The 24,003-nt window shown below is 71.8% G+C and carries 16 protein-coding genes; 6 read left to right on the forward strand and 10 right to left on the reverse strand.

What is annotated here, in order from left to right; all coding sequences use genetic code 11:
* Entirely contained in the window at positions 1-3,624 is a 3,624-nt protein-coding gene (locus WME85_RS48860) for a kelch repeat-containing protein (protein ID WP_437831986.1), read from the forward strand.
* Positions 3,625-3,787: 163 nt separating this feature from the next.
* Complete coding sequence (locus WME85_RS48865; RefSeq protein WP_437831988.1) at positions 3,788-5,278, forward strand: MATE family efflux transporter; 1,491 nt, start codon at positions 3,788-3,790, stop codon at positions 5,276-5,278.
* A gap of 33 nt (positions 5,279-5,311) precedes the next feature.
* Here the strand turns inward: WME85_RS48865 and WME85_RS48870 are convergent, their stop codons facing one another.
* Positions 5,312-5,944, reverse strand: a complete 633-nt coding sequence (locus tag WME85_RS48870) for a TetR/AcrR family transcriptional regulator (RefSeq protein WP_437831991.1) — start codon at positions 5,942-5,944, stop codon at positions 5,312-5,314.
* Between the two features lie 360 nt (positions 5,945-6,304).
* Between WME85_RS48870 and WME85_RS48875 the strand changes: the two genes are divergently transcribed.
* Together WME85_RS48875 and WME85_RS48880 are read left to right on the forward strand one after the other, a co-directional pair.
* A complete protein-coding gene (locus WME85_RS48875) occupies positions 6,305-7,390 on the forward strand; it encodes an efflux RND transporter periplasmic adaptor subunit (RefSeq protein WP_437831994.1) in 1,086 nt (361 codons plus the stop codon).
* A 7-nt stretch (positions 7,391-7,397) separates the two neighbouring features.
* Positions 7,398-10,565 carry an efflux RND transporter permease subunit gene (locus tag WME85_RS48880; protein WP_437831997.1) on the forward strand — a complete coding sequence of 1,056 codons (3,168 nt, stop codon included), beginning with the start codon at positions 7,398-7,400 and terminating at the stop codon, positions 10,563-10,565.
* A 61-nt stretch (positions 10,566-10,626) separates the two neighbouring features.
* Here the strand turns inward: WME85_RS48880 and WME85_RS48885 are convergent, their stop codons facing one another.
* On the reverse strand, positions 10,627-11,097 hold the full coding sequence (locus WME85_RS48885) for a DoxX family protein (RefSeq protein WP_437831999.1): 471 nt from the start codon (positions 11,095-11,097) through the stop codon (positions 10,627-10,629).
* 425 nt (positions 11,098-11,522) lie between these two features.
* Between WME85_RS48885 and WME85_RS48890 the strand changes: the two genes are divergently transcribed.
* The gene (locus WME85_RS48890) at positions 11,523-11,909 is read left to right on the forward strand and encodes a four-helix bundle copper-binding protein (RefSeq protein ID WP_437832002.1); all 387 of its coding nucleotides are present in this window, start codon (positions 11,523-11,525) and stop codon (positions 11,907-11,909) included.
* Positions 11,910-12,126: 217 nt separating this feature from the next.
* Here WME85_RS48890 and WME85_RS48895 read toward each other — a convergent pair whose 3' ends face one another.
* From WME85_RS48895 to WME85_RS48910, 4 genes are all read right to left on the reverse strand, one after another.
* Positions 12,127-12,678, reverse strand: a complete 552-nt coding sequence (locus WME85_RS48895; RefSeq protein WP_437832004.1) for a DUF305 domain-containing protein — start codon at positions 12,676-12,678, stop codon at positions 12,127-12,129.
* 396 nt (positions 12,679-13,074) lie between these two features.
* Complete coding sequence (locus tag WME85_RS48900) at positions 13,075-14,478, reverse strand: multicopper oxidase family protein (protein ID WP_437832007.1); 1,404 nt, start codon at positions 14,476-14,478, stop codon at positions 13,075-13,077.
* Positions 14,475-14,951 (reverse strand): hypothetical protein, encoded by a 477-nt coding sequence (locus WME85_RS48905; protein WP_437832010.1) that lies wholly within the window; start codon positions 14,949-14,951, stop codon positions 14,475-14,477. The genes WME85_RS48900 and WME85_RS48905 overlap by 4 nt, the downstream gene beginning before the upstream one ends.
* A gap of 292 nt (positions 14,952-15,243) precedes the next feature.
* Positions 15,244-15,885: a TetR/AcrR family transcriptional regulator gene (locus WME85_RS48910; RefSeq protein WP_437832012.1), complete on the reverse strand. Its 642-nt coding sequence runs from the start codon at positions 15,883-15,885 to the stop codon at positions 15,244-15,246.
* Positions 15,886-15,948: 63 nt separating this feature from the next.
* Here WME85_RS48910 and WME85_RS48915 point away from each other — a divergent pair, with 63 nt between their 5' ends.
* Positions 15,949-16,818 (forward strand): sterol desaturase family protein, encoded by an 870-nt coding sequence (locus WME85_RS48915; protein ID WP_437832014.1) that lies wholly within the window; start codon positions 15,949-15,951, stop codon positions 16,816-16,818.
* Between the two features lie 151 nt (positions 16,819-16,969).
* On the opposite strand, the gene WME85_RS48920 is transcribed toward WME85_RS48915, so the two are convergent.
* The 4 genes from WME85_RS48920 to WME85_RS48935 all read right to left on the reverse strand — a co-directional run bounded on the left by WME85_RS48920 (position 16,970) and on the right by WME85_RS48935 (position 23,799).
* Complete coding sequence (locus WME85_RS48920) at positions 16,970-17,704, reverse strand: DUF1326 domain-containing protein (protein ID WP_437832017.1); 735 nt, start codon at positions 17,702-17,704, stop codon at positions 16,970-16,972.
* Positions 17,705-17,980: 276 nt separating this feature from the next.
* A complete protein-coding gene (locus WME85_RS48925) occupies positions 17,981-20,641 on the reverse strand; it encodes a heavy metal translocating P-type ATPase (protein ID WP_437832020.1) in 2,661 nt (886 codons plus the stop codon).
* A gap of 249 nt (positions 20,642-20,890) precedes the next feature.
* A complete protein-coding gene (locus WME85_RS48930; protein ID WP_437832023.1) occupies positions 20,891-22,306 on the reverse strand; it encodes a sigma-54-dependent transcriptional regulator in 1,416 nt (471 codons plus the stop codon).
* Positions 22,303-23,799, reverse strand: a complete 1,497-nt coding sequence (locus tag WME85_RS48935; protein ID WP_437832026.1) for a sensor histidine kinase — start codon at positions 23,797-23,799, stop codon at positions 22,303-22,305. The genes WME85_RS48930 and WME85_RS48935 overlap by 4 nt, the downstream gene beginning before the upstream one ends.
* Between the last annotated feature and the right edge of the window lie 204 nt (positions 23,800-24,003).

Here is a 24,003-nt window from a genome sequence, read left to right on the forward strand (position 1 = left end):
TTGCAAGACCACCGCGTGCTGCGACTCGGCTCCAGGCTGCGAACGGCTGTGCTGCTCTCGGCGTGCGCCGTCCTCCCCCAGGCGCTCGGCTGTTCCGACGAGAGCGCCCCGCGCCGCTCTCCCCCGCCCGGCGCCGCGTCGCCTCAGGCGGCGCTGCCCGCCGCGCGCGCCCGCATCGCCGCGATCCGCGCGCGCTTCGCCGGCGCCTTCGGCCCCCGCGCCGCCGCGGCCCTCGCGCCGACCGCGTCCGGCGCGCTGCGCGCCGCCGCGCCGGACGCCGCGGCGTCCATCGAGCTCCCCCCGCGCGCCGCCGGCCCCGTGCGCCTCGCTGACAGCGCCTCTCGCGTCTCGATCACCTTCTCCCTCGCCGACGCCGCCGACGTGCCCGCCGCCGTCGATGGCGACCTGGTCCTCTACACGGGCGCGCTCCGGGCCGAGGGCGGTCGCGCCCGCGACGTCCTGCACCACGTCCTCCCGAATGGCACCGAGGATTTCGTCGTTTTCGACGAGGAGCCCGAGCACAAGGAGCTCCGTTACCGCGTCGACGTCACGGCCGTTTCAGGCCTCCGCCTTGTGGAGCGAACGCTCGAGTTCCTCGACGCCGCCGGCTCACCCCGGCTGCGCGTCGCGCCCCCCTACCTCGTCGACGCGACGGGCGCGCGCGCCCCGGCCTCGCTCTCGGTCGAGGGCTGCGCGTTCGACGCGAGCCCCCGCGCCCCGTGGGGCCGTCCGGTCACGCCGCCCGGCGCGCCGGCGTGCACCGTCGTCGTCGCGTGGCCGCTCGCCGGCGTCGCGTATCCAGCGCTCGTCGACCCGCAATGGATCTCGACGAAGAACCAGATGGTCGAGCCGCGCACGCGGCACACCGCCACCGTGATCGACCCGACCAGCCCGGCGAGCCCCGTGCTCATCGCCGGCGGCTTCAACGCCTCCGGCGCGGCGCTGGCGACGGCCGAGCTGTACTTCCCCCTCGACCGCACCTTCGCGAGCACCGACGCCATGGACGTGGCGCGCGGCGCCCACAGCGCCACGGCGCTCACGAAGCTCCCGCCGCCGTCCCCGGCTCCGGCGTCCCCGCCGCCGGCCGTCGTCGTCGTGGGCGGCAGCAGCAACCGCGCCAGCAGCGGTACGCCGATCGCGGCCATCGAGGTCTACAACCCGGCCACAGGCCAGTTCGTGAGGGACTCGGAGTCATCGCTGGCCCGGTTCAACCATACGGCCACCCTCCTCGACGCGGGCGAGGTCCTGCTGGCGGGCGGCCTCGCGGATCCGCTCAACCAGCCCACGAGCACCGCCTCCCTCTACACCTTCAGCTCCTTCGGACCGGGCGGCGGCGCGCCCGTCACGAGCGCGCTCGTCGCCGTCGGCAGCATGGCGACGTCGCGCCACGCCCAGACGGCCGTCCGCCTGAAGTCAGGGAACGTGCTGATCGCCGGCGGCTTCGTCCTCTCGGGCGCCGCGCTCGCCTCGGCCGAGATCTTCGACGAGGGCACGCGCGCCTTCCAGGCGATATCCCCGGTGTCGCCCCCCGGGAGGTCCATGTCGGCGCAGATGAGCTCCCTCCGCGGCTTCCACACGGCGACGCTCATCGACCGCGCGGTGACGCTGATCGACCACGAGGCCACATCGCAGGACTCGGGCGAGGTGGTCCTCATCGGCGGCACCACGCGGGTGACGGCGGGCGCCTACGTCGGCACCATCGACATCTACCACGACGGCGTGACGGACCCGACAAGGCGAGGCTTCGAGGTCCAGCGCACGCCGATCACCATGCAGGACGTGCGCGCCCATCACACGGCGAGCCTCCTGCCCAGCGGCAACATCCTCGTCGCTGGCGGCTACGACGGCACGACCACGCTCTCCACCGCCGAGACCTACGATCCGGCGGCCAGGCTCTTCAGCCGCCTCGCCCTCGCGGGCGGCTCCCCTGCCCAGGACGCCCGGCGGGAGCACACGGCGGTCCTGGTCAACGCAGGCCACGACATCGACGCGGGGCGGGCGGTGCTCGTCGCCGGAGGCATCGGCGCGTCGAGCGCACAGGTGCTGCCGAGCGCCCAGCTCCTCGTGAAGCCGGACGGGGATCCCTGCGCGAGCGGCCAGGAATGCGCCTCGGGGCACTGCTCCGACCGGGAGCGCGTCTGCTGCAATGAAGCGTGCGACCAGGAGTGCTTCTCGTGTACGGCGGCGGGCAAGGGGACGGGAAGCGACGGCACCTGCGGTCCCGCCAGGCTGGACACGGAGCTCCCGATCGTCTGCGTCCAGCAGATCGAGGTGCACAACCGCTGCGACGGCCTGGGACGCGCGGTGGCTCACGAGTCCACGAGGGACTGCAAGCCGGGGCGCTGCGGCGATGACGACAGGTGCGTCTTCGAGTGCCTGGACGACTGCGATTGCGACGAGAGCGGCTGGTGCGAGGTCGGCGTGGGCGATCCGGACGCCTGCTCCCGGTCCGACGGCGCCGGCGGCGCGACGGCCGGCGCGGGGGGTGGTGGCGCCGGCGGTGGCACGGCTGGCGCCGGCGGCGTGTCCACGGGAACCGGCGACGTGGGCGGCGGCGGCGGCGCGGCCGGTGGCGGCGGCGCGGCCGGTGGCGGCGGCGCGGCCGGTGGCGGCGGCGCGGCCGGGACTGGCGGCGATCTGGCCGGAGCTGGCGGCGACTCGACTGGAGCCGGCGCCGGTTCCGGCGGAGCTGGCGGCAGCGGCGCGGGCGGCCCGGCGCCCGGGTCGGGCCTGTGCCTCGATCGGCTCGCCAACGGCGCCGAGTGCACCCGCGATCGCCAGTGCGTCTCGGGCAACTGCGTCGACGGCTTCTGCTGCGATTACCGGTGCGATGGCCCGTGTCAGGCCTGCGACGTGGTGAACAACGTCGGCCGGTGCACGCCCGTCGGCACGGACGAGCAGCGCGAGGCTCCGCACCCCAACACCGGTGGTTCCTTCCGCCGCGAGGCTTGCCCCGGCGAGGGCGCGTGCGCCGGCTACTGCGGCGGCGCCACCGACGCCCTGTGCATGTTCCCTGTGGAGGGAGCGATCGCGAGGACCTCCACGTGCACCTGCCCGGACGGGAACTGCGATGTCGGCCCCGCGACGCTCACGCGCTTCTTCTGCGATGGAGACGGCCAGGAGCAGGAGCCCGAGATCGAGCGCTGCGGCGGCGAGAACGGCGGGTTCCGGTGCAAGGACGAGAGCTCCTGCGAGACCTCCTGCGACTCCAGCGCCGACTGCATCGAGGACTTCGTGTGCCTCGACGGCGTTTGCGCCGACCTCAAGGAGGCAGGGCCGAGCTGCGACGGCGACAGGACGCTCCTGGTCGTCGGCGACGGTGACGAGGGCTGCGCCCCGTACGCCTGCCCGCCGGGCGGGAAGGCCTGCGCGAGGCCGTGTGCGTCGGTGAGCGACTGCGTCGACGGCAACGTGTGCAACCTCGCCGGCGAGTGCGTCCCGCCCATCGACGCGCCGCAGGCCCCGTCGTGCTCCTGCAGCGTCGTTGGCGGCTCCGGCGAGCGCGACACGGCGCCTGTCTCCGTCCTGCTCGGCGCTGCCGTCGCGCTGGGCCGGCTGTGCCGCCGTCGCCGCGCTGCGCGGCGGTCCTCGCGCTCCGCGTGCGATCCCGCCGTGAGGCCGTGACGGGCGCGCGCTGATCCCGCGGCGCCGCCCCGGGGGCAGCGCCGCGCCCGCCTCACGCACCGGCCGCGCGGCCTGAGCCTCGCTGCGCGTCGGGCGCCGGGCCTTCATCCCCACCCCGCCCGCCTGGCCCGGCGCCGGCCGCATGGCAGCATCGCCCCTCCGGATGACCCACCCCGCACCCCCCGCGCCGCGCGAGGCCGCGGCGCTCGCCCTGCAGGTGTGGCGGCTCGCCTGGCCCGCGATCGCGCACATGCTGCTGCTGACGCTCGTCTTCCTCGTCGGCCGCGGCATGGTCGGGCGCTACTCCACGACGGCGCTCGCCTCGATGCAGATCTGCGGGACGCTCACCTGGACGATCGTCTCGATCTTCAGCGCCACCTCCGCCGGCACGCTCGCCGTCGTCGCGCGCAGCGTGGGCGCGGGCGACCGCGCCGGCGCCGCCGCGGCCGTGCGCGTGTCGCTCGCCTTCGCGCTCCTGCTCGGGGCGGCGATCGCGCTGCCGGTGCTCGCCGCCTGCGGCCCGCTGCTCCGCGCGCTCTTCCCGCAGGCCGGCGCGGCGGTCCTCGACCAGGCGACCGCGTACCTCGGGATCGTGCTGCCGGCCCTGCCGCTCGCGTTCGTCGAGGCGGTCGCGGCGGCGGCGCTGCAAGGGGTAGGGGACACGAAGACGCCGCTCGCCGTGGCCACCCTCGGCAACCTCGTCAACGTGGCGGTGAGCGCCGTGCTGATCTTCGGCCACCTCGGGCTGCCCGCGCTCGGCGTGCGCGGCGCGGCCGTCGGCGTGGCGTGCACCATGGCGACCGAGGCGCTGCTGCTGACGGCGGCGCTGCTGTCACGCTCGGGCCCGCTGCCCCTCCGGGCCGCGCCGTCGCGCTCCGCCGCCGCGCCGTCGCGCTCCGCGGCCGCACCGTCGCGCTCCGCGGTCGCACCGTCGCGCTCCGCGGCCGCGCCGCCGCCCTCCGCCGCCTCCGCGGCCCCCGACCAGCGCACCCCCCGGCAGGCCGACGCCGCCGCGCTCGCGCGCGTCCTGCGGGTCGCGGCGCCGGCGTTCGCCGAGCGCTCCGCCTACCACGCCGGCTACATGGGGTTCGTCGCCATCATCGGGCTGCTCGGGGCCACGGCGATGGCCGCGAACCAGGCGCTCATCGCCATCGAGTCGGTCTGCTTCCTCTCCGCCGAGGGGTTCGGCATCGCCGCCGGCTCGCTCATGGCGCAGCGCCTCGGCGCGCGCAGGCCCGACGACGCCGCGCGCGTCGCGCTCCTCGCGGCCCTCATGGCGATCGTCGCCCTCTCCGCCTTCGGCGTCCTCTTCGCGCTCGCGCCGCGCCCGCTCCTGCTCGCCTTCTCGAGCGACCCCGAGCTCCTCGCCCTCGGGGCGCGCGCTCTCCCGGTGGCCGCCGTGGCGCAGCCGTTCATGGCGTTCGCGACCGTCATGGGGATGGGGCTCCGGGGCGCCGGCGACACCCGGACCGTGCTCGCCGTGACGCTCGTCTCCTCGCTGCTCATGCGCCTCGGCGGGACCTGGCTGTTCGCGGTGACCCTCGGCCACGGGCTCGTCGGCGTCTGGATGGGCAGCACCGCCGACTGGATCTGCCGCAGCGCGCTCCTCGGCCTCGCCTACGCGCGCGGCCGCTGGAAGCGCCTCACCGTGTGAGCAGCGAGCTCGCGCCCCCCGCGCCCCCGCGCCTCAGCCCTGCTTCTGCCGGTCCGCGTGCAGCACCCCGAGCAGGATCACATCGACGACGCGAGCGAGCTGGGCCTCCTCCAAGCTCGCGCGGTCCGCGATCATCTTGTGCTGGAGGTAGGCGGCGAGGAGCTCGCACGGGAGCAGCGGATCCGCGCTCGGCGGGAGCTCGCCGCGCGCGACGGCGCCCTCGACGATCGCCCGCACCCCGGCCTCCTGGACGGCGCGCAGCGAGCGGGCGATGGCCATCAGCTCCGAGTCGGGGCCCTCCGCGAGGCACACGTGAAGGAGGCTCTGCCCCACCGCTGACGTCTGGATCTCGATGATCGCGCGCCCGAACGCGATGAGATCCCCGCGGAGAGAGCCCGTGTTCGGGGGGATGATCTTCTCGTCCGTGACCGACAGGAGCGCGGCGCGCACCAGCTCCTCCTTCGTCGGCCAGCGCCGGTAGACGGTGGTCTTGTTGACCCCTGCGCGCGTCGCCACGTCCTCGATCCGGAGCGCGCGGTAGCCGGCGCTCGCGAGCTCCTCCAGCGTCGCGGCGAGGATGCCGCGCACGACCGGCTCGCCGCGCACGAGCGCGCGCTTCTTCGCGGAGCCTCGCCTCGCCGTCCGCTTCGCCGTCGTCGCCTGCATCGGCCGTCATTGAAGTTCCGCCGCGCGCCGCACGCCAGCGCAATTTCTCGACGCGCTCACCATCGCACCTCTTTGTTGCGATCACCGCAACTACCTGTTGCGGTCGCCGCGCGCCGTGTTATATCCGATTGCAACTATCGGTTGCGATGGCCGACGTGCCGGCGCGCCGTGAAGGCGAGGCCCAACCCTGGGCGACGCTGGAACGTGCGTCTGAGCGTCTGCGCAGACGCGCAGACGCGCAGTTGAACGAGCGATCGAACGATCTGACGGCGCGGCGCGCCGCCGCGTGCGCCGCGGCGCGCAACGTCGTGCTCCTCCCGGACCAGGCCGCCCCGCGACCCACACCGCCCCGAGGGACCCTTGAGCTACTTCACGACGGTAAGCCGCGCCAGAAGCCTCCTCCTCCTCGCGCTCGCCGCCCCCACGGCGGGGTGCGCGACCAAGGCCAGCGCCTCCGACGCGACCGAGGCGGCCGCGCCGCGGGTGCGCGTCGAGACCGCGCAGGTGCGCGAGGCGCCGATGCCGCGCAGCCTCGCGCTCACCGGCACGCTGCGCGGGGACCGGGAGACCGACCTGGCCGCCAACGCGATCGGCCGCGTGGTCGAGACCTTCGTCGAGCGCGGCGCGGAGGTGAAGAAGGGCGACCTGCTCGCGCGCCTCGACGTGCGCGCCGCGGCGCTCACCGCCGCGGAGGCGCAGGCGAACGCGGCGCTGACCCGCGCGCAGGAGGAGACGGCGCGGCGCGAGTGCGACCGCTACCGGGCGCTGCTCGAGAGCGGCGCGATCTCCCGGGCCGAGCACGACCGCATCGCCGACCAGTGCCGGAGCGCCCCGCTCTCGGTCGCGGCCGCCGCCGCCCGCGCGCGCGCCGCCTCGCAGAGCGTCGGCGACGGCCAGATCCGCGCGCCCTTCGACGGGGTGGTCGCCGAGCGCTTCGTCGACGTGGGCGAGTACGTCCGCCACGACTCCAGGGTCGTCGCGCTCGTCTCGAAGGGCGCGCTGCGCCTCGAGTTCACCGTGCCGGAGGCGAGCCTCGCGGCCGTCAAGCCGGGCGGCGCGCTGACCTTCACCGTGCCGGCGTACCCGGAGCGCTCGTTCGCGGGCGCCGTGCGCTGGATCGGCGCGGCGGTCCGCGAGACGACCCGCGACCTCGTCGCCGAGGCCGAGGTGCAGGACCCCGACGGCGCGCTGCGGCCGGGCATGTTCGCGTCCATCGCGCTCGCGACCGGGGAGGCACCCAGCCCGGTCGTGCCGAGGTCGGCCATCGTCCCGCGGGCCGGGCGCGCGCACCTCTTCGCCGTCGTCGATCGCCGGATCGAGGAGCGCGTCGTGCAGACAGGCGTGGAGAAGGGCGACGCCGTGGCCGTCCTCCGCGGCGTCCGCGCCGGCGAGACCATCGTGATCCAACCGTCCGAGCAGCTCCAGAACGGCCAAGCCGTGGAGTGAGGTCGTCATGCAGTGGCTCGCTCGCGTCTGCGTCAAGAGGCCGGTCTTCGCGTCCGTCCTCATGCTGATCATCGTCGTCGTCGGCGCCGCCGGGTACACCCGGCTCGGCCTCGACCAGTTCCCCGACATCGACGTCCCTTACGTCGTCGTCACCACGCGCCTCGACGGCGCCGCGCCCGAGGAGGTCGAGGCCGAGATCTCCGACCGGATCGAGGGCGCGGTGAACACCATCAGCGGCATCGAGGAGCTCCGCTCGACGTCGACCCAGGGCGTGAGCCAGGTCGTCGTCGGCTTCACGCTGGAGAAGGACGCCGACGTCGCGGCCCAGGAGGTGCGCGACAAGATCAACGCCGTCCTGCCCAGCCTGCCGAAGGGCATCGACCCGCCGATCGTGAGCCGGATCGACCTCGGCGCGGCCCCGGTCCTGCTCGTGTCCGTCGAGTCGAACCGGTCGATCCGCGAGCTCAGCGAGATCGCCGACAAGCAGGTGCGCCGGCAGATCGAGGGCATCTCGGGCGTCGGCCAGGTCACCCTGATCGGCGCGCAGAGCCGGCAGCTCAACGTCTGGCTCGACCCGATCGCCCTGCGGGCGCAGGGGATCACCGCGGCCGAGGTGCAGCGCGCGATCGCGGCGCAGAACCTGATGACGCCGGGCGGCAGCGTCGAGACCGGCCCCGAGGACCTCACCCTGCGCGTGATGGGGCGCGTCGACTCGCCCGAGGCCCTCGGCCGCGTCGTGCTCCGGGAGAAGGACGGGCACGCCGTGCGCCTCTCGGACGTCGCCCGCGTCGAGGACGACCGCGCGGAGGAGAAGACGTGGGCCCAGCTCGACCGCAGGCGCACCGTCCTCCTGTCGGTGGTCAAACAATCGGGCCAGAACACCGTCACCGTCGTCGACACGGTGAAGTCGCGCCTCGCCGAGGTGCAGCGCTCGCTCCCCGAGGGGACGAAGATCGAGGTCGTGCGCGACGGCTCGCGGGTGATCCGCACGGGCATCGCCGCCGTGAAGGAGCACCTCGTCCTCGGCGCCCTCCTCGCCGCGGTGGTGGTGCTCCTCTTCCTCGGCAACGCCCGGAGCACGCTCATCGCGGCGCTCGCGATCCCGATCTCGGTGGTCGGGACGTTCGCGGTGATGTGGCTCGCCGGCTTCACGCTCAACTTCCTCACGCTCCTCGCGCTCGCGCTCGCCGTCGGCATCGTGATCGACGACGCCATCGTCGTGCTCGAGAACATCGTCCGCTACATCGACGACAAGGGCATGAAGCCGTTCCCCGCCGCCGTCCTGGCGACCAGGGAGATCGGCCTCGCGGTGCTCGCGACCACGCTCTCGCTGATGGCGGTGTTCATCCCGGTCGCGTTCATGCCCGGCATCGTGGGGCGCTTCCTGAAGAGCTTCGGCCTCACGATGGCGTTCGCGATCGGGGTCTCGCTGATCGTCAGCTTCTCCCTCACGCCCTCGCTCGCCGCGCGGTGGCTCTCGGGGCACAAGCGCCAGGGCGAGGGCGCGAAGCCGTCGGTCCTCGAGCGCGCCGTCGACGTCTTCTACCGGCCGATCGAGCGCGCCTACATGGCCGCGCTCGCGTGGGTGATGAAGCGCCGCTGGGTGGTCGTGGTCGTCTCCGCGGCCGCGCTCGGCTCGTGCCTCCCGGTCGCCAGAACGCTGCCGGCCGGCTTCCTCCCGGAGGACGACCAGGCGCAGTTCGAGATCAACATGCGCGCGCCGGAGGGGACGAGCCTCACCGCGACCCGCCTCATCGCCGAGCGGATCGCCGATGATGTGCGCCGGCTGCCGGGCGTGACCAGCACGCTGATGACCGTCGGCGAGGGGGAGCAGCAGGCCGCGAACGTCGCCAAGATCTACGTGATGCTCGTCGACCCGGAGCAGCGCGAGCTCGGGCAGCTCCAGATCATGCAGAAGGCGCGCGCGGAGATCCTCGCGAAGCTGCCGCCCGAGCTGCGCGTCACGGCGGGCGAGGTGCAGGCGATCTCGTCCGGCGGCCAGTCGTCGGCGCGGACCCAGGTGGCGCTCCAGGGGCCGGATCTCGACCGCCTGGCCGAGTACGCGACGCGCATCACCGAGGAGCTGCGGAAGGTCCCCGGCGCCGTCGACGTCGACAACAGCCTCGTCGTCGGCAAGCCCGAGCTGCGCGCGATCATCGATCGCGACCGCGCCGCGGATCTCGGCGTCCAGGTGGCCGACGTGGCCGGCGCGCTCCAGCTCTTCGTCGGCGGGCTCAAGGTCTCGACGTACTCGGAGGGCGGCGAGCAGTACGACGTGCGCATGCGCGCGGAGGCGAGGTACCGCGCCGACGCGGAGAGCCTCTCGTTCCTGACGGTGCCCTCGTCCAAGTACGGCGCCGTCCCGCTCCACAGCGTGGTCACGATGGAGCCCGACAGCGGGCCCTCCTCGATCGGCCGCCTCGGCCGGCGCCGGCAGATCACGATCAGCGCGAACGCCGCTCCTGGTGTCGGCGACACGGCGGTGCAGGCAGCGCTCGACCGGATCATCGCCGAGCAGCGGATGCCGGCGGGCTACTCCACGCAGGCGGTGGGGAGCTCCAAGAACACGGCGAGCACGGCGACGAGCTTCGTCGTCGTCATCGGCCTCGCGTTCGTGTTCATGTACCTGATCCTCGCGGCGCAGTTCGAGTCGTGGCTGCACCCGATCACGATCCTGCTGTCGCTGCCGCTCACGGTCCCGTTCGCGCTGATCTCGCTCAAGCTCTTCGGCCAGTCGCTGAACCTCTTCTCGGGGCTCGGCCTGCTCGTGCTCTTCGGCGTGGTGAAGAAGAACGCGATCCTCCAGATCGATCACACGAACCACCTGCGGGCGGAGGGGATGCCGCGGCTCCAGGCGATCTTGCAGGCGAACAAGGACCGGCTCCGCCCGATCCTCATGACGACGATCGCCTTCGTCGCCGGCATGATCCCGCTCGTGCTCTCGCACGGCGTCGGCTCGGGCCAGAACCGGACGACGGGGGCGATCGTGCTCGGCGGGCAGTCGCTGTCCCTCGCCCTCACGCTGCTCGCGGTGCCGGTGGCCTACTCGCTCTTCGACGACGCGGCCGAGTGGCTCCGGCGCCGCAAGGGCAGGGGGGTGGAGGACCGGGGCGAGGCCGAGCTCGACGCGATGCTCGGCCGGCCGGAAGCCGGCGCGGCCGCGGGCGGGGAGTGAGGCGCGCGCCCTCGAGGAAGGTGAGCTGACCGCGACAGGGCCGCTCCGCGCGGGGCCGGCCCTAGCGGGGGCGCTGCGAGGCCCCCCGCCGGGCGAGCCGCGCGTCGAGGGACAGCGGGCCGGCCCCGACGAGCAGCAGGAACAGCGCCCCGAGCAGCATCGACCAGTCCGTGCGCGCCTCGTGCGCCATGGCCCAGAACCCGCGGCTCACGAGGATCGGGACCTTCGTCGTCGCGATCGCGACCAGCATGACGCCGATGAGGGGCGCGGCCGCGAGGCGCGTCGCGAGGCCGAGGAGGACGAGGGCTCCGCAGGAGATCTCGACCACGCCGACGAAGGGGGCGAGGACCTCCGGCGAGGGGAGCCCGATCTTGGCGAAGCGGCCGGCGCCGATCTCCGCCGGGAAGAGGAACTTCTGGATCCCCTCGGACAGGAAGACGGTGCCCACGATGAGGCGGATCAAGATCGCCGCGGCGGGAGCCTTCGTCGCGGTGATCCAGCCGAGCAGGTTCCGGCGGGGCGTGTCGCTCATGGCGGCATGGTACCCCGACCCTGGGCTTTCTTCCTGCTCGCGCTCTCGCCCGGCGGCCCGGCAACGGACGCTGCGCCTCGGCTCGCTCCGGCTCCGCGGGTTCCGTCAGGCGGTCCGAGGATGACCGTGCAGGTCACAACCGTCTCAGCGTTCGTCCCTGATTCATGGCCAGCAGCCATTCTATTTCGCTCGGGTCGCTCAGCGAGCACCATAGACGCACGGGCGGGCGGTATCGCGCGAACGCATTCGCGCCATCGGAGCTCGTTCGTCCTTCGTCCGAGCTGCGGTTACGGCGCGCTCCGACATGACGAACCTGGTGAACTCGGCAAGTCTGTCGACTCGCCAGCCGGCAGCACGGCAGGCGGTCGCGCAGGACATGCGCTTAACATCAATCGAGAAGCATCATTTAAATAAAGGAGGGACACATGGCGCACAAGGGGACGATGCCGCTCAAGGCTTTCCAGGACACGGCCACCGAGGCCCAGAGCTGCCAGTCGATCTGCGTCCAGTCGGTCCAGTACTGCCTCCAGATGGGGGGCTCTCACGTGGAGCCTTCCCACATGCAGCTTCTGCAGGATTGCGCCGAGATCTGCGAGACGACCGGGACGATGTTGCTGCGCAGCTCGGCGCAGCACAACCAGGTCACCGCCGCGTGCGCGAGCATCTGCGAGCTCTGCGCCCGGAGCTGTGACAGGTTCGCGGGCGACGCGCAGATGAAGGCCTGCGCCGACGAATGCCGCCGCTGCGCCGCCGCGTGCCAGCAGGTCGCGCAGATGCGGCCGGGCGGGGCGGCACACCACAGCGTGCCCTGAGACGGCCACGGCGCCGCGGGGGTGGAGCGGAGACGCGCGCCGCCCCCGCGCCTCGCCCGGGGTCGCCGTCGGCTCCGCGGGAGGGTGTGACCGCCCCGGTCACTTCGCCCTGCAGGATGTGGCCGTACCGGCTGCTCCTGCTCGACGCTCGCCTCGGCCCGGCGCCACCCAGCGCGCTTGCCGGCGCCGCCGGCCCCGCGGGACGCGGGCGCGGCCGTCACTCCTCCGGATACCACGCCGCTCGCCACGCCTTCATCTGATCGATCTCGCGCTGCTGCGCCTCGATGATGCCGTCGGCGAGCGTCCTGATCTCCGCATGCTCGGCCTTCTGCTGCGCCACCTCGGCCGCGTCGATCGCCATCTCGTGGTGCGGAATCATGGCGTCGATGAACGCCCTGTCGAACGGCTCCGCCGTCTTCAGCTCCTCGTTCGCCTCGACCATGTCCATCATCGCGTCGTGCTCCATACCCGGCAGCATGGGCATCTCGTCCGCGGGTGGCGTCTCTGCGCTCCCGTACCACTGCTCGCGCCAGCTCTTGAGCTGGCTGATTTCCTGGTTCTGGGCCGAGATGATCTCGTCCGCCATCGCCTTCAGCTCGGGGTGCTCGGCCCGCTCCTGGGCGGTCTCGGCCATCATCACGGCGCCCTCGTGGTGAGGCGTCATCATGTCGATGAACTGCCGATCGAACGGCGCCGCGGCCGTCTCTCCGCCGCCTGCCGCCTGGTGCTCGCCGTGATCGCCCGACGAGGACTTGCTGCACGCGTTCACGAGGACAGAGCTTCCAGCGAGGAGGAAGACGGCGAGCAGACGGCCTGGCGTCGCGCTCCGCCTCCGTCGCTTCGGCGCGCCTCGGCGCAAGGGAGGAGCGGCGCGGCGCTCACGGGCAGCGGCGCGCGTCGCATCGGACTGAGCAGGTCGTTCGTGGGGACTCTGAGCCATGGGATCCTCCGTGGTTGGGGACCCCACCGCTGATGCGAAAGCGGTGCCGCTCGCCCTGCCTTGGCGCCAGGGTCTCCGCGAGCGCTCAGCCGCTCGTGGAGCGCGTCGTCACGGGTTCAAGGTGGCCTCAGGTGTGGCGTGGATGCTCGTCAAGTCAACGCTGTGGCCGCCCGGGTCACATGCACCTTGTCCGGAGGGCGCCGCTCGGCGAGGGTGATCGGCTCCTCAGTGCCCGACGTGGATCTCACCCATCATGCCGCGCTCGGTGTGCTCGAGGATGTGGCAGTGATACATCCACATGCCCGGCTCATCGAAGCGCGTCACGATGCGCACCGTGGACCGCTGCGGCAGGATCACCGTGTCCTTGTTGGCGAGCTCCTCGTCGGCCACCGGCACGTCGTCCCTGGCCAGGACCTGGAAGAAGAAGCCGTGCAGGTGGAACGGGTGGTCCATCTCCGCGTCGTTCTTCAGGTCGTAGACGTGGACCGAGCCGTTCTCGACGTCGAGCGGCGGCACGTCCGGAAACGCCTTCCCGTCGACCGTGAACGTCAGCTTGCCGTCGACATACCCCTCGTCGAACGTGATCGTCGCCTCCGCCGGCGCGCCCGGTAGCCGCTCGATGGCAGGGCCCGCCTCGGGGAGCGTGCGCCCGGGCAGCCGGGGCCCCTCGCCGATCCGCACCCTGGCGAGCGGCATCGGCTGGGCCAGTCCGGTGTGGTGCCCGCGCTCGTAGGGCTCGTTCATCAGGGTGAGCTCCGTTCCCGGCTCGCCCTCGGCGATCACCAGGACGTCGTAGCGCTCGCCGGGAGAGACCAGGAGCCTCTCGGTGTCGTACGGCTTCGGGATCAGCCCGCCGTCGGTGCCGATGACGCGGAACGTGTGGCCCGGGAGCGCCAGGTTGAAGAAGCGCCCGTTCGCCACGTTGACGATCCGCAGACGCGTGAGCCCGCCCGGCTGCACGTCGAGCGCCGGCGTCACCTCGCCGTTGACGAGCACGACGTTGCCCTCGCGGCCCATCATGATCGTGTCGTCGTCGAGCTCTTCGTTGAAGGTCCCGTCCTTGTTCAGGAACACGTCCCCGAGCACGGCGATCTTCTCGACGTCGGCCTCCGGCTCGTTCGGTCCGCGGACGCGGATCAGGCCGAAGAGACCCTTCTGGATCTGCTCCGGCTCCATCACATGCGGATGGAACCAGTAGAACCCCTCGTCCCGCAGCGTGAACTGGTACGTGAACGTCCCGCCGGGCGCGATCGGCTCCTGCACGGCCATCACGCCGTCCATCTCGTTGGGCACCCGGACACCGTGCCAGTGGATCGTCGTCTCTTCCGGCAGGCTGTTCTTGAAGTGGACGATCAGCGTGTCGCCCACGTTGGCCTCGATCAGGGGCCCGGGCACCGTGCCGTTGTAGGACCAGACCGTGGTGGTCGTGCCCTCCAGGTAGGTCTTCTCTGCCTCCTTGGCCTCGAGATCGACCTCGACGATCCTGGGATCGGGGTTGCTGTCAGGCACGGCGGCGGGCTCGCCCCAGGCGTCGGGCACGGGCGGCTCCTCCGCCTGCTCGGCGGCGCACCCGGCCGCGAGCAGCGACAGCGAGGCGACACCCAGAAGAGCACGCGAGAGCCGTATCAAGGCTCGCTCTCCTCGTCGGTGGGGTTGCCGGACATCTCGTTCGAGTACCCGGAGTAGACCTCGCCCACCTTACAGCGCAGACGGTACGTGTACTCCATGTCCTCCGTCGCCTCGGAGTCCATGTAGGCCTTCTTCGACCCTGCGACGGTGAAGGCGACGGCGTAGTCGTGCGTCGGGTCCTTGCGCTCGGCCTCGATCTGATCGCACTCCGGCTGTGGCACCCACTCGACGTGAAGCACGCCCAGCATCGGCATCACGAACGACAGGACCGGCGCGTCGGGCGCCGTCGCCGCAGGCCCGCCGCCGCTCCCGCCGCCCTCGCCAGTGCCGCCGTGCCCCCCCGTGCCGCTCGCTGGCCCCGCGCCACCGCCCCCTCCCGTACCTTCGGCGGGAGGGGTTCCCGTCTCCGAGCCTCCACAGGCGGCGAGGGCGAGGCTGACGGCGGCGAGGCCGATGAGTCGAGCGTAAGCCATGGCTGAGTCTCCTTGTTGGTCTCTGGTGTCCCCTGAATGTAACCCGTTTGGTCACAGCGGCGAGGTGCAGCGGGACGCCGCCGCTTGTTCTAGGCACCAGCGGGCCATGCGTGACACGCGTACACATTTTTTTCTGTCGCCCGCGGCCCCGGCGGCGATGCCCGCTCCGTTCTTCGATCCGTCCGCTCACCGGCACGGCGACGTGCCAGGCGAGCACCGCGTCACGACAGCCATCTGCGCGATCCACTCCCCTCCCGTAGTGCCTGGACGTGCTCCTCGGCGCGGTTGCGCCTCACTCGTTCCGCGTCCGTCCGCTCGCCGCGGCCCGCTCGTCCGCGAGGACCCGCTGCAGCAGCGCCGTGCTCTCCTCCGCCATCCGCTCCGGTGAGCACGGCATTCCCTTGCGGACCCAGCTCGTCATCAGCCGCACCAGCGCCGCCGCCGCCGCCTCGCAGCGGAGCATGAACAGGGCCCCCTCCTCCGGCGCCAGCCGCGGTGCGTACAGGCGGCAGATGCTGCCCTGAAGGATGTCCTCCAGGGAGCGCGTCAGCACCCGCTCGCTCTTCTCCGCGGACAGGAGCTTGCGCACCAGCTCGTGCATCTCGGCGAGGTGGCGGTAAAACGGCAGGAAGTCGAGCGGACGTCCCGCATCCCGCAGGGACAGCGCCCGCAGGTGCTCGTGTCCGAACAGCAGCAGCTGCTCCTTGTTCTCGTAGTGCGAGTAGAACGTGGACCGCCCGACGTTGGCTCGATCGATGATGTCCTGGATGGACACCTCGTCATAGCCCTTCTCCAGGATCAGCGAGACCAGGGCGTCCGAGAGCAGCTTCCGGGTCTTCTGCACGCGCCGATCCGCGAGCTTGCCGGCGGCCCGCGTCCTGTCGCCGCCCCCGTCCCTGGTCTCGTTTCCGGACTTTTTCGAGCTCTTGTTCATTAACGCTCAATCCGCGGTCCGTGTCGCTAGGTGGAAGAGGCGCCCGACCTCAGCATCCATCGCATGCGAGGAACGCTGATCTGGATGACGAGCCGCCTGCTGTACCCGCTGCTGCTGGCGGTGACCTTGTACATCATCTACGCCGCCGTGACGCAGGGCTGGGACCTGAGGCGCGCCCTGTGGGGCTACCTCTTCGGCCTGATCGTCTTGCTCATCACCGTCGAGCGCCTGGCGCCGCTGTCGCCGGACTGGGGCATGACCCGCCAGAGCTTCTGGCGTGACCTCAAGTACCTGCTGGCCTCGGGCGTCACCATCGCGATGGTGCGGACCGGCTTCGGCACCCTGGCCCTGTGGCTCAGCGAGCGGCATCAAGGCCCGCTCGCCAGTGCCTCCGTGCTCCCCAGCGTGGGGATCTTCCTCGTGGTCTTCGAGCTGCTGCAGTACTGGTTCCATCGCCTCAGCCACGAAGGCAACGGAGCCCTGGGGCGCTTCTTGTGGAAGGTCCACCTGGCCCATCACCTTCCGGATCGCGTGTACGTGGTGATGCACGGCGTGTTTCACCCCCTCAACGCGCTCATCTCGGCGGTGCTGATCCAGTCGACCCTGCTGTTCTTGGGGCTGTCGCCGCAGGCCGTCTTCGCGGCGATGTTGCTCATCGATCTGCAGACGATGAGTTCGCACTTCAACGTCGACATCCGCGCCGGATTCCTGAATTACGTGTTCATCGGCACCGAGCTGCACCGCTATCATCACAGCGCCGACGTCGACGAGGCCCGGAACTTCGGGACCGTACTTCCGCTGTGGGATCTGGTCTTCGGGACGTTCGTGTACCGGCCGGACGCGGCCCCGCGCCGCCTGGGCGTCGACAGCTCCGCGGGCTATCCGCCGTCGCAGCAGTTCTGGCAGGTGCTGGCCCTGCCGTTCCGACGCTGACCTGTTCGCGCCACCGAGCCCCCCGAGCCAGCCAGGGGAGCGCGCTCTGTTCCCCCGGCGTCATGCGGCAGCCGCCTCCCCGCGTGGCAGGCCACCCACGACGACGGCGCCGCGTCCAGTGGAGCGCCGCTCCACGCGACGTTCACAGGCGTCACTCCGGACGCCAGTCGAACGGAAAGTGCTTGCTGGAGCCGCCCTTGTAGGGGTGGGAGAAGTCGAAGCCGATGGCGAGGTCGTCCTCGACCACGCCCCAGGTGGCCACCTGACCGGGGCCGACTTCGGCGCCGGGGGCGTTGAACAGCTGCACCCGGCGGTTCGGGTCCGCGGTCGGTCCGGTGAGCGCTCGCGCCCCCACCTTGACCCGCCCCGGGATCTCGGCCCTCCAGTGCGCCAGGTCGGCGGCGGATTCGAACAGGATGGGCGCGTACTCGATGCTGCGCACCTCGCTGATCAGGGAGCCGAACTTCCCGGGCCAGCCGCCTTCCTTGCCGATGAAGATGCGCTCCAGCGCACGCCGCTGGTCGGAGTCGGCTTTCTCGTCGATGTAGAACATCAGCTTCATCGTGGCGTTCGGGTCGCCGACCCACATGTTCCCCTTGAACTCCCCGATGCTGACGACCCCGAGCCCCGAGAGGTCGATGCCGGCGTGGTGGCCCTCGTGGATCTGCCAGACCAGCGTGAAGAGGCAATCCCCATGAGTGGGGGTCTGCGCAAACGTGCATGGGCAGGGCAACGAGCAGCTGCAGATGTCAAACCACTCGCCCCTCAGGTGCCAGTCCGCGGGCGACTCCGCCTCGACCGGAGGGGCATCGGGCTGCGCCCCAGCTTGCCCCTCGACGGCGTCGATGATCGCCTGAACTCGCCCGCCGCCGCGCTGGGTGTTCATTTCCGTTCCGTGATTGCAATTGCATGCACCGCTGCACATGGTCATCACTCCTTCGTCAGTTCGATCGTGTAGGTGTACCCATGGGGATTGCGAGCTCAGGGCGAGCATCCCTGGGGACAGTCAATGTCGTGGTTCTTTATTGCAGGCGTACCCTCCCACCGTGCAGTCGCCGCCTCTCCTGGAGGGGCACTCGCGGCGGGCATCTCGTACGTGGAGACGTCGCCGGTCGGCGGGTATTACAGGGCGCCGAGAGGCCCGGTGAATTCGGCGCTCCGATCAGAGCTCGACGCGGCGCAGCCGGAGAGCATTGCCGATGACGGACACCGAGCTCAGGCTCATCGCTGCGCTGGCGATCATGGGGCTGAGGAGCAGCCCGAAGACGGGATAGAGGACGCCCGCAGCGACCGGCACGCCGAGCGCGTTGTAGACGAACGCGAAGAAGAGGTTTTGCCGGATGTTGCGCATCGTCGCCCGGCTGAGCCGCCGGGCGCTCAGGAGGCCGCGGAGATCGCCGCGCACAAGCGTGATCCCGGCGCTCTCGATGGCGACGTCGGTCCCGGTGCCCATGGCGACGCCGACGTGCGCCTGCGCGAGCGCGGGCGCGTCGTTGATGCCGTCGCCCGTCATCGCCACGATGCGGCCCTCGGCCTGGAGGCGCTTCACGACCGCGGCCTTCTGGTCGGGCAGCACCTCGGCCTCGACGTGATCGATGCCGAGCTTCCTGGCGACCGCCTCCGCCGTGGTGCGGCTATCGCCGGTGAGCATGATCAGGTGGATGCCCTCCTGGCGGAGGAGACGGACGGCCTCGGCAGTCGAAGCGCGGACGGGGTCGGCCACGGCGACGATGCCGGCGGCCTTGCCGTCCACGGCCACGAGCATCGCCGTCTGGCCTTCTTGCCGGCGCTCCTCGGCGCGGCGCGGGAGATCATCCGGCGATACACCGAGCTCCTCGAGGAGCTTGAGGTTGCCGAGCGCGACCGAGCGCCCGGCCACGGTGCCCACCACGCCCTTGCCCGTGATCGACCGGAACCCTTCCACCGGCAGGAGCTCGAGCTTCTGCTCGAGGGCCCCGGCGACGATGGCGCTCGCGAGCGGGTGCTCGCTGCCGCGCTCCAGGCTTGCCGCGAGCCGGAGGATCTCGTTCGGCGGGAGGTCTCCCAGCGTCGCGACGGAGGCGAGCTTCGGCTTGCCCTCGGTGAGGGTACCGGTCTTGTCGACGACGAGGGTGTCGACCTTCTCGAACGTCTCGAGCGCCTCCGCGTTCTTGATCAGGATGCCGGCCGTCGCGCCGCGCCCCGTCCCGACCATGATCGAGATCGGCGTGGCGAGGCCGAGCGCGCACGGGCACGCGATGATGAGCACCGCCACCGCGTTGACGAGCGCGTGCGAGAACCGCGGCTCCGGTCCGACGAGCAGCCAGACCATGACGGTGAGCACCGCGATCGCGATCACGGCGGGCACGAAGTACTCCGCGACGGCGTCGGCGAGGCGCTGAATGGGGGCGCGGCTGCGCTGGGCCTCTCCCACCATCTGGACGATCCGGGCGAGCAGGGTATCCCGCCCGACCCGATCGGCCCGCATCACGAAGCCGCCTGTGCCGTTGACGGTGCCGCCGACGACGCGGGCGCCAGGCGTCTTCTCGACGGGGATAGGCTCTCCGGTGACCATCGACTCGTCGACCGCGCTGCTGCCCTCGAGCACCTCGCCGTCGACAGGCACCTTCTCCCCCGGTCGCACGCGGAGCCGGTCGCCTGGGTGGACGAGCTCGAGAGGGATGTCCTCTTCGCGACCATCCGCGCCGAGGCGCCTGGCGGTCTTCGGGGCGAGGCCGAGGAGCGCCTTGAGCGCGCTGCTCGTCCGGCTGCGGGCACGGAGCTCGAGGACCTGCCCGAGCAGCACGAGCGAGACGATGACGCTCGCCGCCTCGAAGTAGACCGGGACCGCGCCGCCATGGCGGAGCGCGTGGGGGAAGACCCCCGGCGCCAGCGTGGCCACGACGCTGTACGCATAGGCGGCCCCCGTGCCGATGGCGATCAGGGTGAACATGTTGAGGTGCCGGCTCTTGATCGAGGCCCAGCCGCGCTCGAAGAACGGAGCGCCGCACCAGAGCACCACGGGCGTTGCCAGGGCGAGCTCGATCCAGACGAGCCAGTGGCCGAGGAGATACTGCACCGGCTGGCCCGGGATCATCTCGGACATCCCCAGCACGAGGACGACGAGGCTCAGCGGGACGCTCATCCAGAAGCGCCGTGACATGTCCACGAGCTCCGGGTTGGGCGCGTCGTCGAGCGTCACCGTGCGCGGCTCGAGGGCCATCCCGCAGATCGGGCAGGAGCCCGGCTCCGCGCGGACGACCTCGGGGTGCATCGGGCAGACGTACTCGACGCGCGCCGCCGCCTGGGTCGGCTCGAGCGGCTCCAGCGCCATCCCGCAGGAAGGGCACGTTCCCGGTCCGGCCTGCCGGACCTCGGGGTGCATCGGGCACGTGTGGATTCCCTGGCTGCCGGCAGGTTTCGATGGCGCTGCGTGGTGCGCCGGTTTGGCAGCCGCGGCCGCCCTGGCCAGGTACTTGTCCGGGTCGGCCTTGAACATCTCCAGGCAGCCGTCGCAGCAGAAGAAGTACCGGTGACCGCGGTGCTCGTGGCTCTCGCCAGCGGTCTTCGGGTCGACCTGCATCCCGCAGACGGGGTCCAGCGTGGGCTCTCCCTCGGTCGTCGTCTGGACGGGCACGTACTTCCCGGGCTCGGCCCGGAATCTGGTGAGGCAGCGCTCGCTGCAGAAGAAGTACGTTCGGCCGCCGTGCTCGTGCTGCCCCGCGGCCGTCTCGGGCGAGACGGTCATCCCGCAGACCGGATCCTTCGTCCGCTCCGAGGCCGTGGACGCAGGGTGGCCATGCTGATGAGGGTGGCCGTGCTCGTGGTGATGCTCGTGGCTCATTTTATCTCCCCCTCCGCCGACGAGCGTGGCTGCGCCTTCTTACACCCCAAGCACCACGCGGGCGCCGCTTGTAGCTCCGAGCAGCCGCGCGGCGCTCCCCGGAGGAGGCGGCGCCGCATGACGTCGGCGATGGTCGGCGAGCTGGTCAGAGGAGGCGGCGCCGCATGACGTCGGCGATGGTCGGCGAGCTGGTCAATGGTTCCAGCATTCGAGACGCCAGCTCATCAATACTTCACGGTGACTGCCCGCTCAGTTCTTCGAGCCGTCCGTGCTCCGCCGCTCCTCGCGGAAGTCGTCGGCGGACAGGCCGCAGCGGCGGAGGAGGCGGTAGAAGCTCTCCCGCTCGACGCCCGCGTGGGCGGCGGCCTTCAGCACGTCGCCGCGAAAGCGGCGCATCACGGCCTCCAGGTAGCGCCGGTTCATCTCCTCACGCGACGCGTCGACCGCCTCGCGGTACGAGAGCTGCGCGAGGTCCACGTCGCTCGAGCTCGTGAGCCGGAGCGGGCTCGCCCCCTGCACCTCGGGCGGCAGCGACTCGAGGCGGATCTCGCCCGTCGTCTCGATGACCAGCGCCCGCTCGACGGCGCTCTTGAGCTCGCGCACGTTGCCAGGCCACCGGTACACCTGGAGGGCGCTCATCGCCGCCGCCGAGAACCCGGTCGCGGACGAGCGCGACTGCGGCGCTCGCTCCGCCAGGAACCGCTGCGCCAGAAGCGGGATGTCCTCGGCGCGCTCGCGGAGCGGGGGAAGCTCGACGACGCAGACGTTGAGCCGGAACCACAGGTCCTCGCGGAAGTCGCCGGTCTTCACCATGGCCCGGAGGTCGCGGTGCGTCGCGCTGATGAGCCGCACGTCGACCTTGCGCTCGCGCGACTCGCCGATGCGCCGCACCGCCCGCTCCTCGAGCACGCGCGTGAGCTTCGCCTGGACCGTCGGCCGGAGCTCGCCGATCTCGTCGAGGAACAGCGTGCTGCCGTGCGCCTCCTCGAAGAGCCCCGCCCGATCCGTGGCCGCGCCCGTGAACGAGCCGCGCGCGTGGCCGAAGAGCTCGCTCTCGATGAGCGAGCGGGGGATGGCCGCGCAGTTGACGGCGATGGGGCGGTGCGACGCGCGGGACGAGTGCTCATGGATGGCGCGCGCCACGAGCTCCTTGCCGGTGCCCGTCTCGCCGAGGATGAGCACAGTCGCATCCGTCGGCGCCACGCGCTCGATGAGCTGGTACAGCGCCCGCATCGCGGGCGAGCGCCCCGTCATGCCCGCGAAGCCCCGCGCTTCCGGCGCGTCGTGCTCGCCCACCAGCACCGTGGCCTGCGCCATGGCCCGCTCGACCAGCACGCGCAGCTCGTCCGGGTCGAACGGCTTCGTCACGTAGTCGTAGGCGCCCTCGCGCATGGCCTGGACCGCGGTCGGGACCGACGCGTACGCGGTCATCAGGATGAAGGGCACTCCGGGCCAGCGCGCGCGTACCGCGCGGAGGACCTCGAGCCCGTCCCCGTCGTTCATGCGCAGGTCGCAGACGACGGTTGTGACCGGCTCGGTCTCAAGGACCTGGAGCGCCGTCCGGACGCCCCGGGCCGTCAGCACCTTCGCGCTCTTGCCGAGCACCTTGGAGAGCAGCGTCAGCATGTTCGCCTTGTCGTCGACGACGAGCACTGTCGGCTTCATGAGCGCTCCTGGCTCTCCATGGCTTCTTCGATGAGTACGCCCGGCAAGTCGATCACGAACCGCGACCCGCCCCCCGGCCTGGGCTCCGCCCGGATGGTCCCGCCGTGCGCGGTCACCAGACCATAGCAGACCGCCAGGCCGAGGCCGGTTCCGTCGCGTCGGGTCGTGAAGAACGGCTCGAAGAGGCGCTCGCGTGTCTCCTTGGGAATGCCGGCTCCCCGGTCCAGGACCTCGACCCGGTAACCATCGTCCTGTCGCCTTCCGCGCACGATGATCTCATCACCTTCCGAGGTTCCAGAGGCCGCCTCGCGCGCGTTGGTCACGAGGTTGACGATGACCTGCCGGATCCGGAGCGGATCCACGTTGATGAACGCCGGCTCCGCGTCCACGCGCAGGGGCTGGTCGCGCCGCTCCGGCCCGCCGTCGCAGTGCGAGGCCGCGTCCCTGAGGAGCTCCTCGGCCTGCACGGCGCGCGGCGAGAGCACCGGCGAGCGCGCGTACATGAGCAGCTCCTCCGCGATCCTCTGGCAGGCCGCCGCCTCCTCGTCGAGGATCGAGAGCTCCTCGCGGAGGGAGGGCGCCTCTGCCTCCTTCGCCATCGTCTTCACGTAGCCGCGGATCACGGCGATGGGGTTGTTGATCTCGTGCGCCACGCCCGCGGCGACGCGCCCGATCGCCGCCAGCCGCTCCGAGGCGACCAGGTCGGCCTCGGTGCGAGACAGGGCGTCCAGCATGCGGTTGAACGCGTCAGCGACCGCCGCGAGCTCCACGGCTGCGACCGGCTCGACGCGGGCGCTGCGATCCCCCGCGGTGACGCGCCCGGCGACGCGCTCGAGCGAGGAGAGCGGGGTGGAGAAGGAGCTCCAGAGCTTGCGCCCGGCGATCAAGGCGAGCGCCGCGGCGAGCGCACAGACGGCCGTCGCGAGGATCAGGGCGAACCGGATGAACTGCTCAGCCCGGCGCTCCGCGGCCATGGCGCGCTCGTCGAAGTGAAGCGCCAGGCTATCCGCATGCTCCGTCATCCGGTCGACGAGCGCGTTGGCGCGCTCGTGCGCGTGGTGGACCTCGTGCCAGTCCTGCCGATCGATGGCGGGGAGGATGGCCGTGGAGAAGAGCCGGCTGAGCTCGCGGCTCGCCTTCCCGATGTCGTCGAGCTGCGTGGCCGCCTCGGCGTCGAGGCCGGGCCGCAGCTCGGCGAGCTTCGCGCCGAGCTCGTTCACCCAGGCGTCGTGGTGCTCGACGTGCGAGCGGTCGCGCAGGATGATCGTGTGCGCCTCGTGGATGTACTGCTCGCGCGCGGTGACGCTGAGCAGCGCAGCCCGGCGCGAGGCCACCTCGAGGTCGTGGGCCTCCAGGATCGCGCGACGGGACGCGAGCCCGGTGAGCACGGTGGCAATGCCGCTCACGACGACCAGGGCGACGAGAAGGCTGATGACCAGGAGCAGCCGGCGGCGGAGCCGATAGAGGCGCTGCGGAGCAGGAAGCGGAGCCATGGATGGGGGGCATCCTCGCAAGCCGCGTACCGGGGCCGCAATCGGAGCGCTGACCGGGCGCGGAGCCGCCGATCAGGCCCGGCCGGCGTGGTTCCCGACCCGGCAGAGGGGCGGTTGTGACCGAGGCGGTCACAAGATCGTGACCGTCGAGGTCACGGCGAGGACCCGCCCCCGCGCGGAAGCCCGGGATTCCGGCGTGCGGCG

Origin of the sequence: Sorangium sp. So ce1153 (assembly GCF_051521595.1) — a bacterium.
Lineage (GTDB): Bacteria > Myxococcota_A > Polyangia > Polyangiales > Polyangiaceae > Sorangium.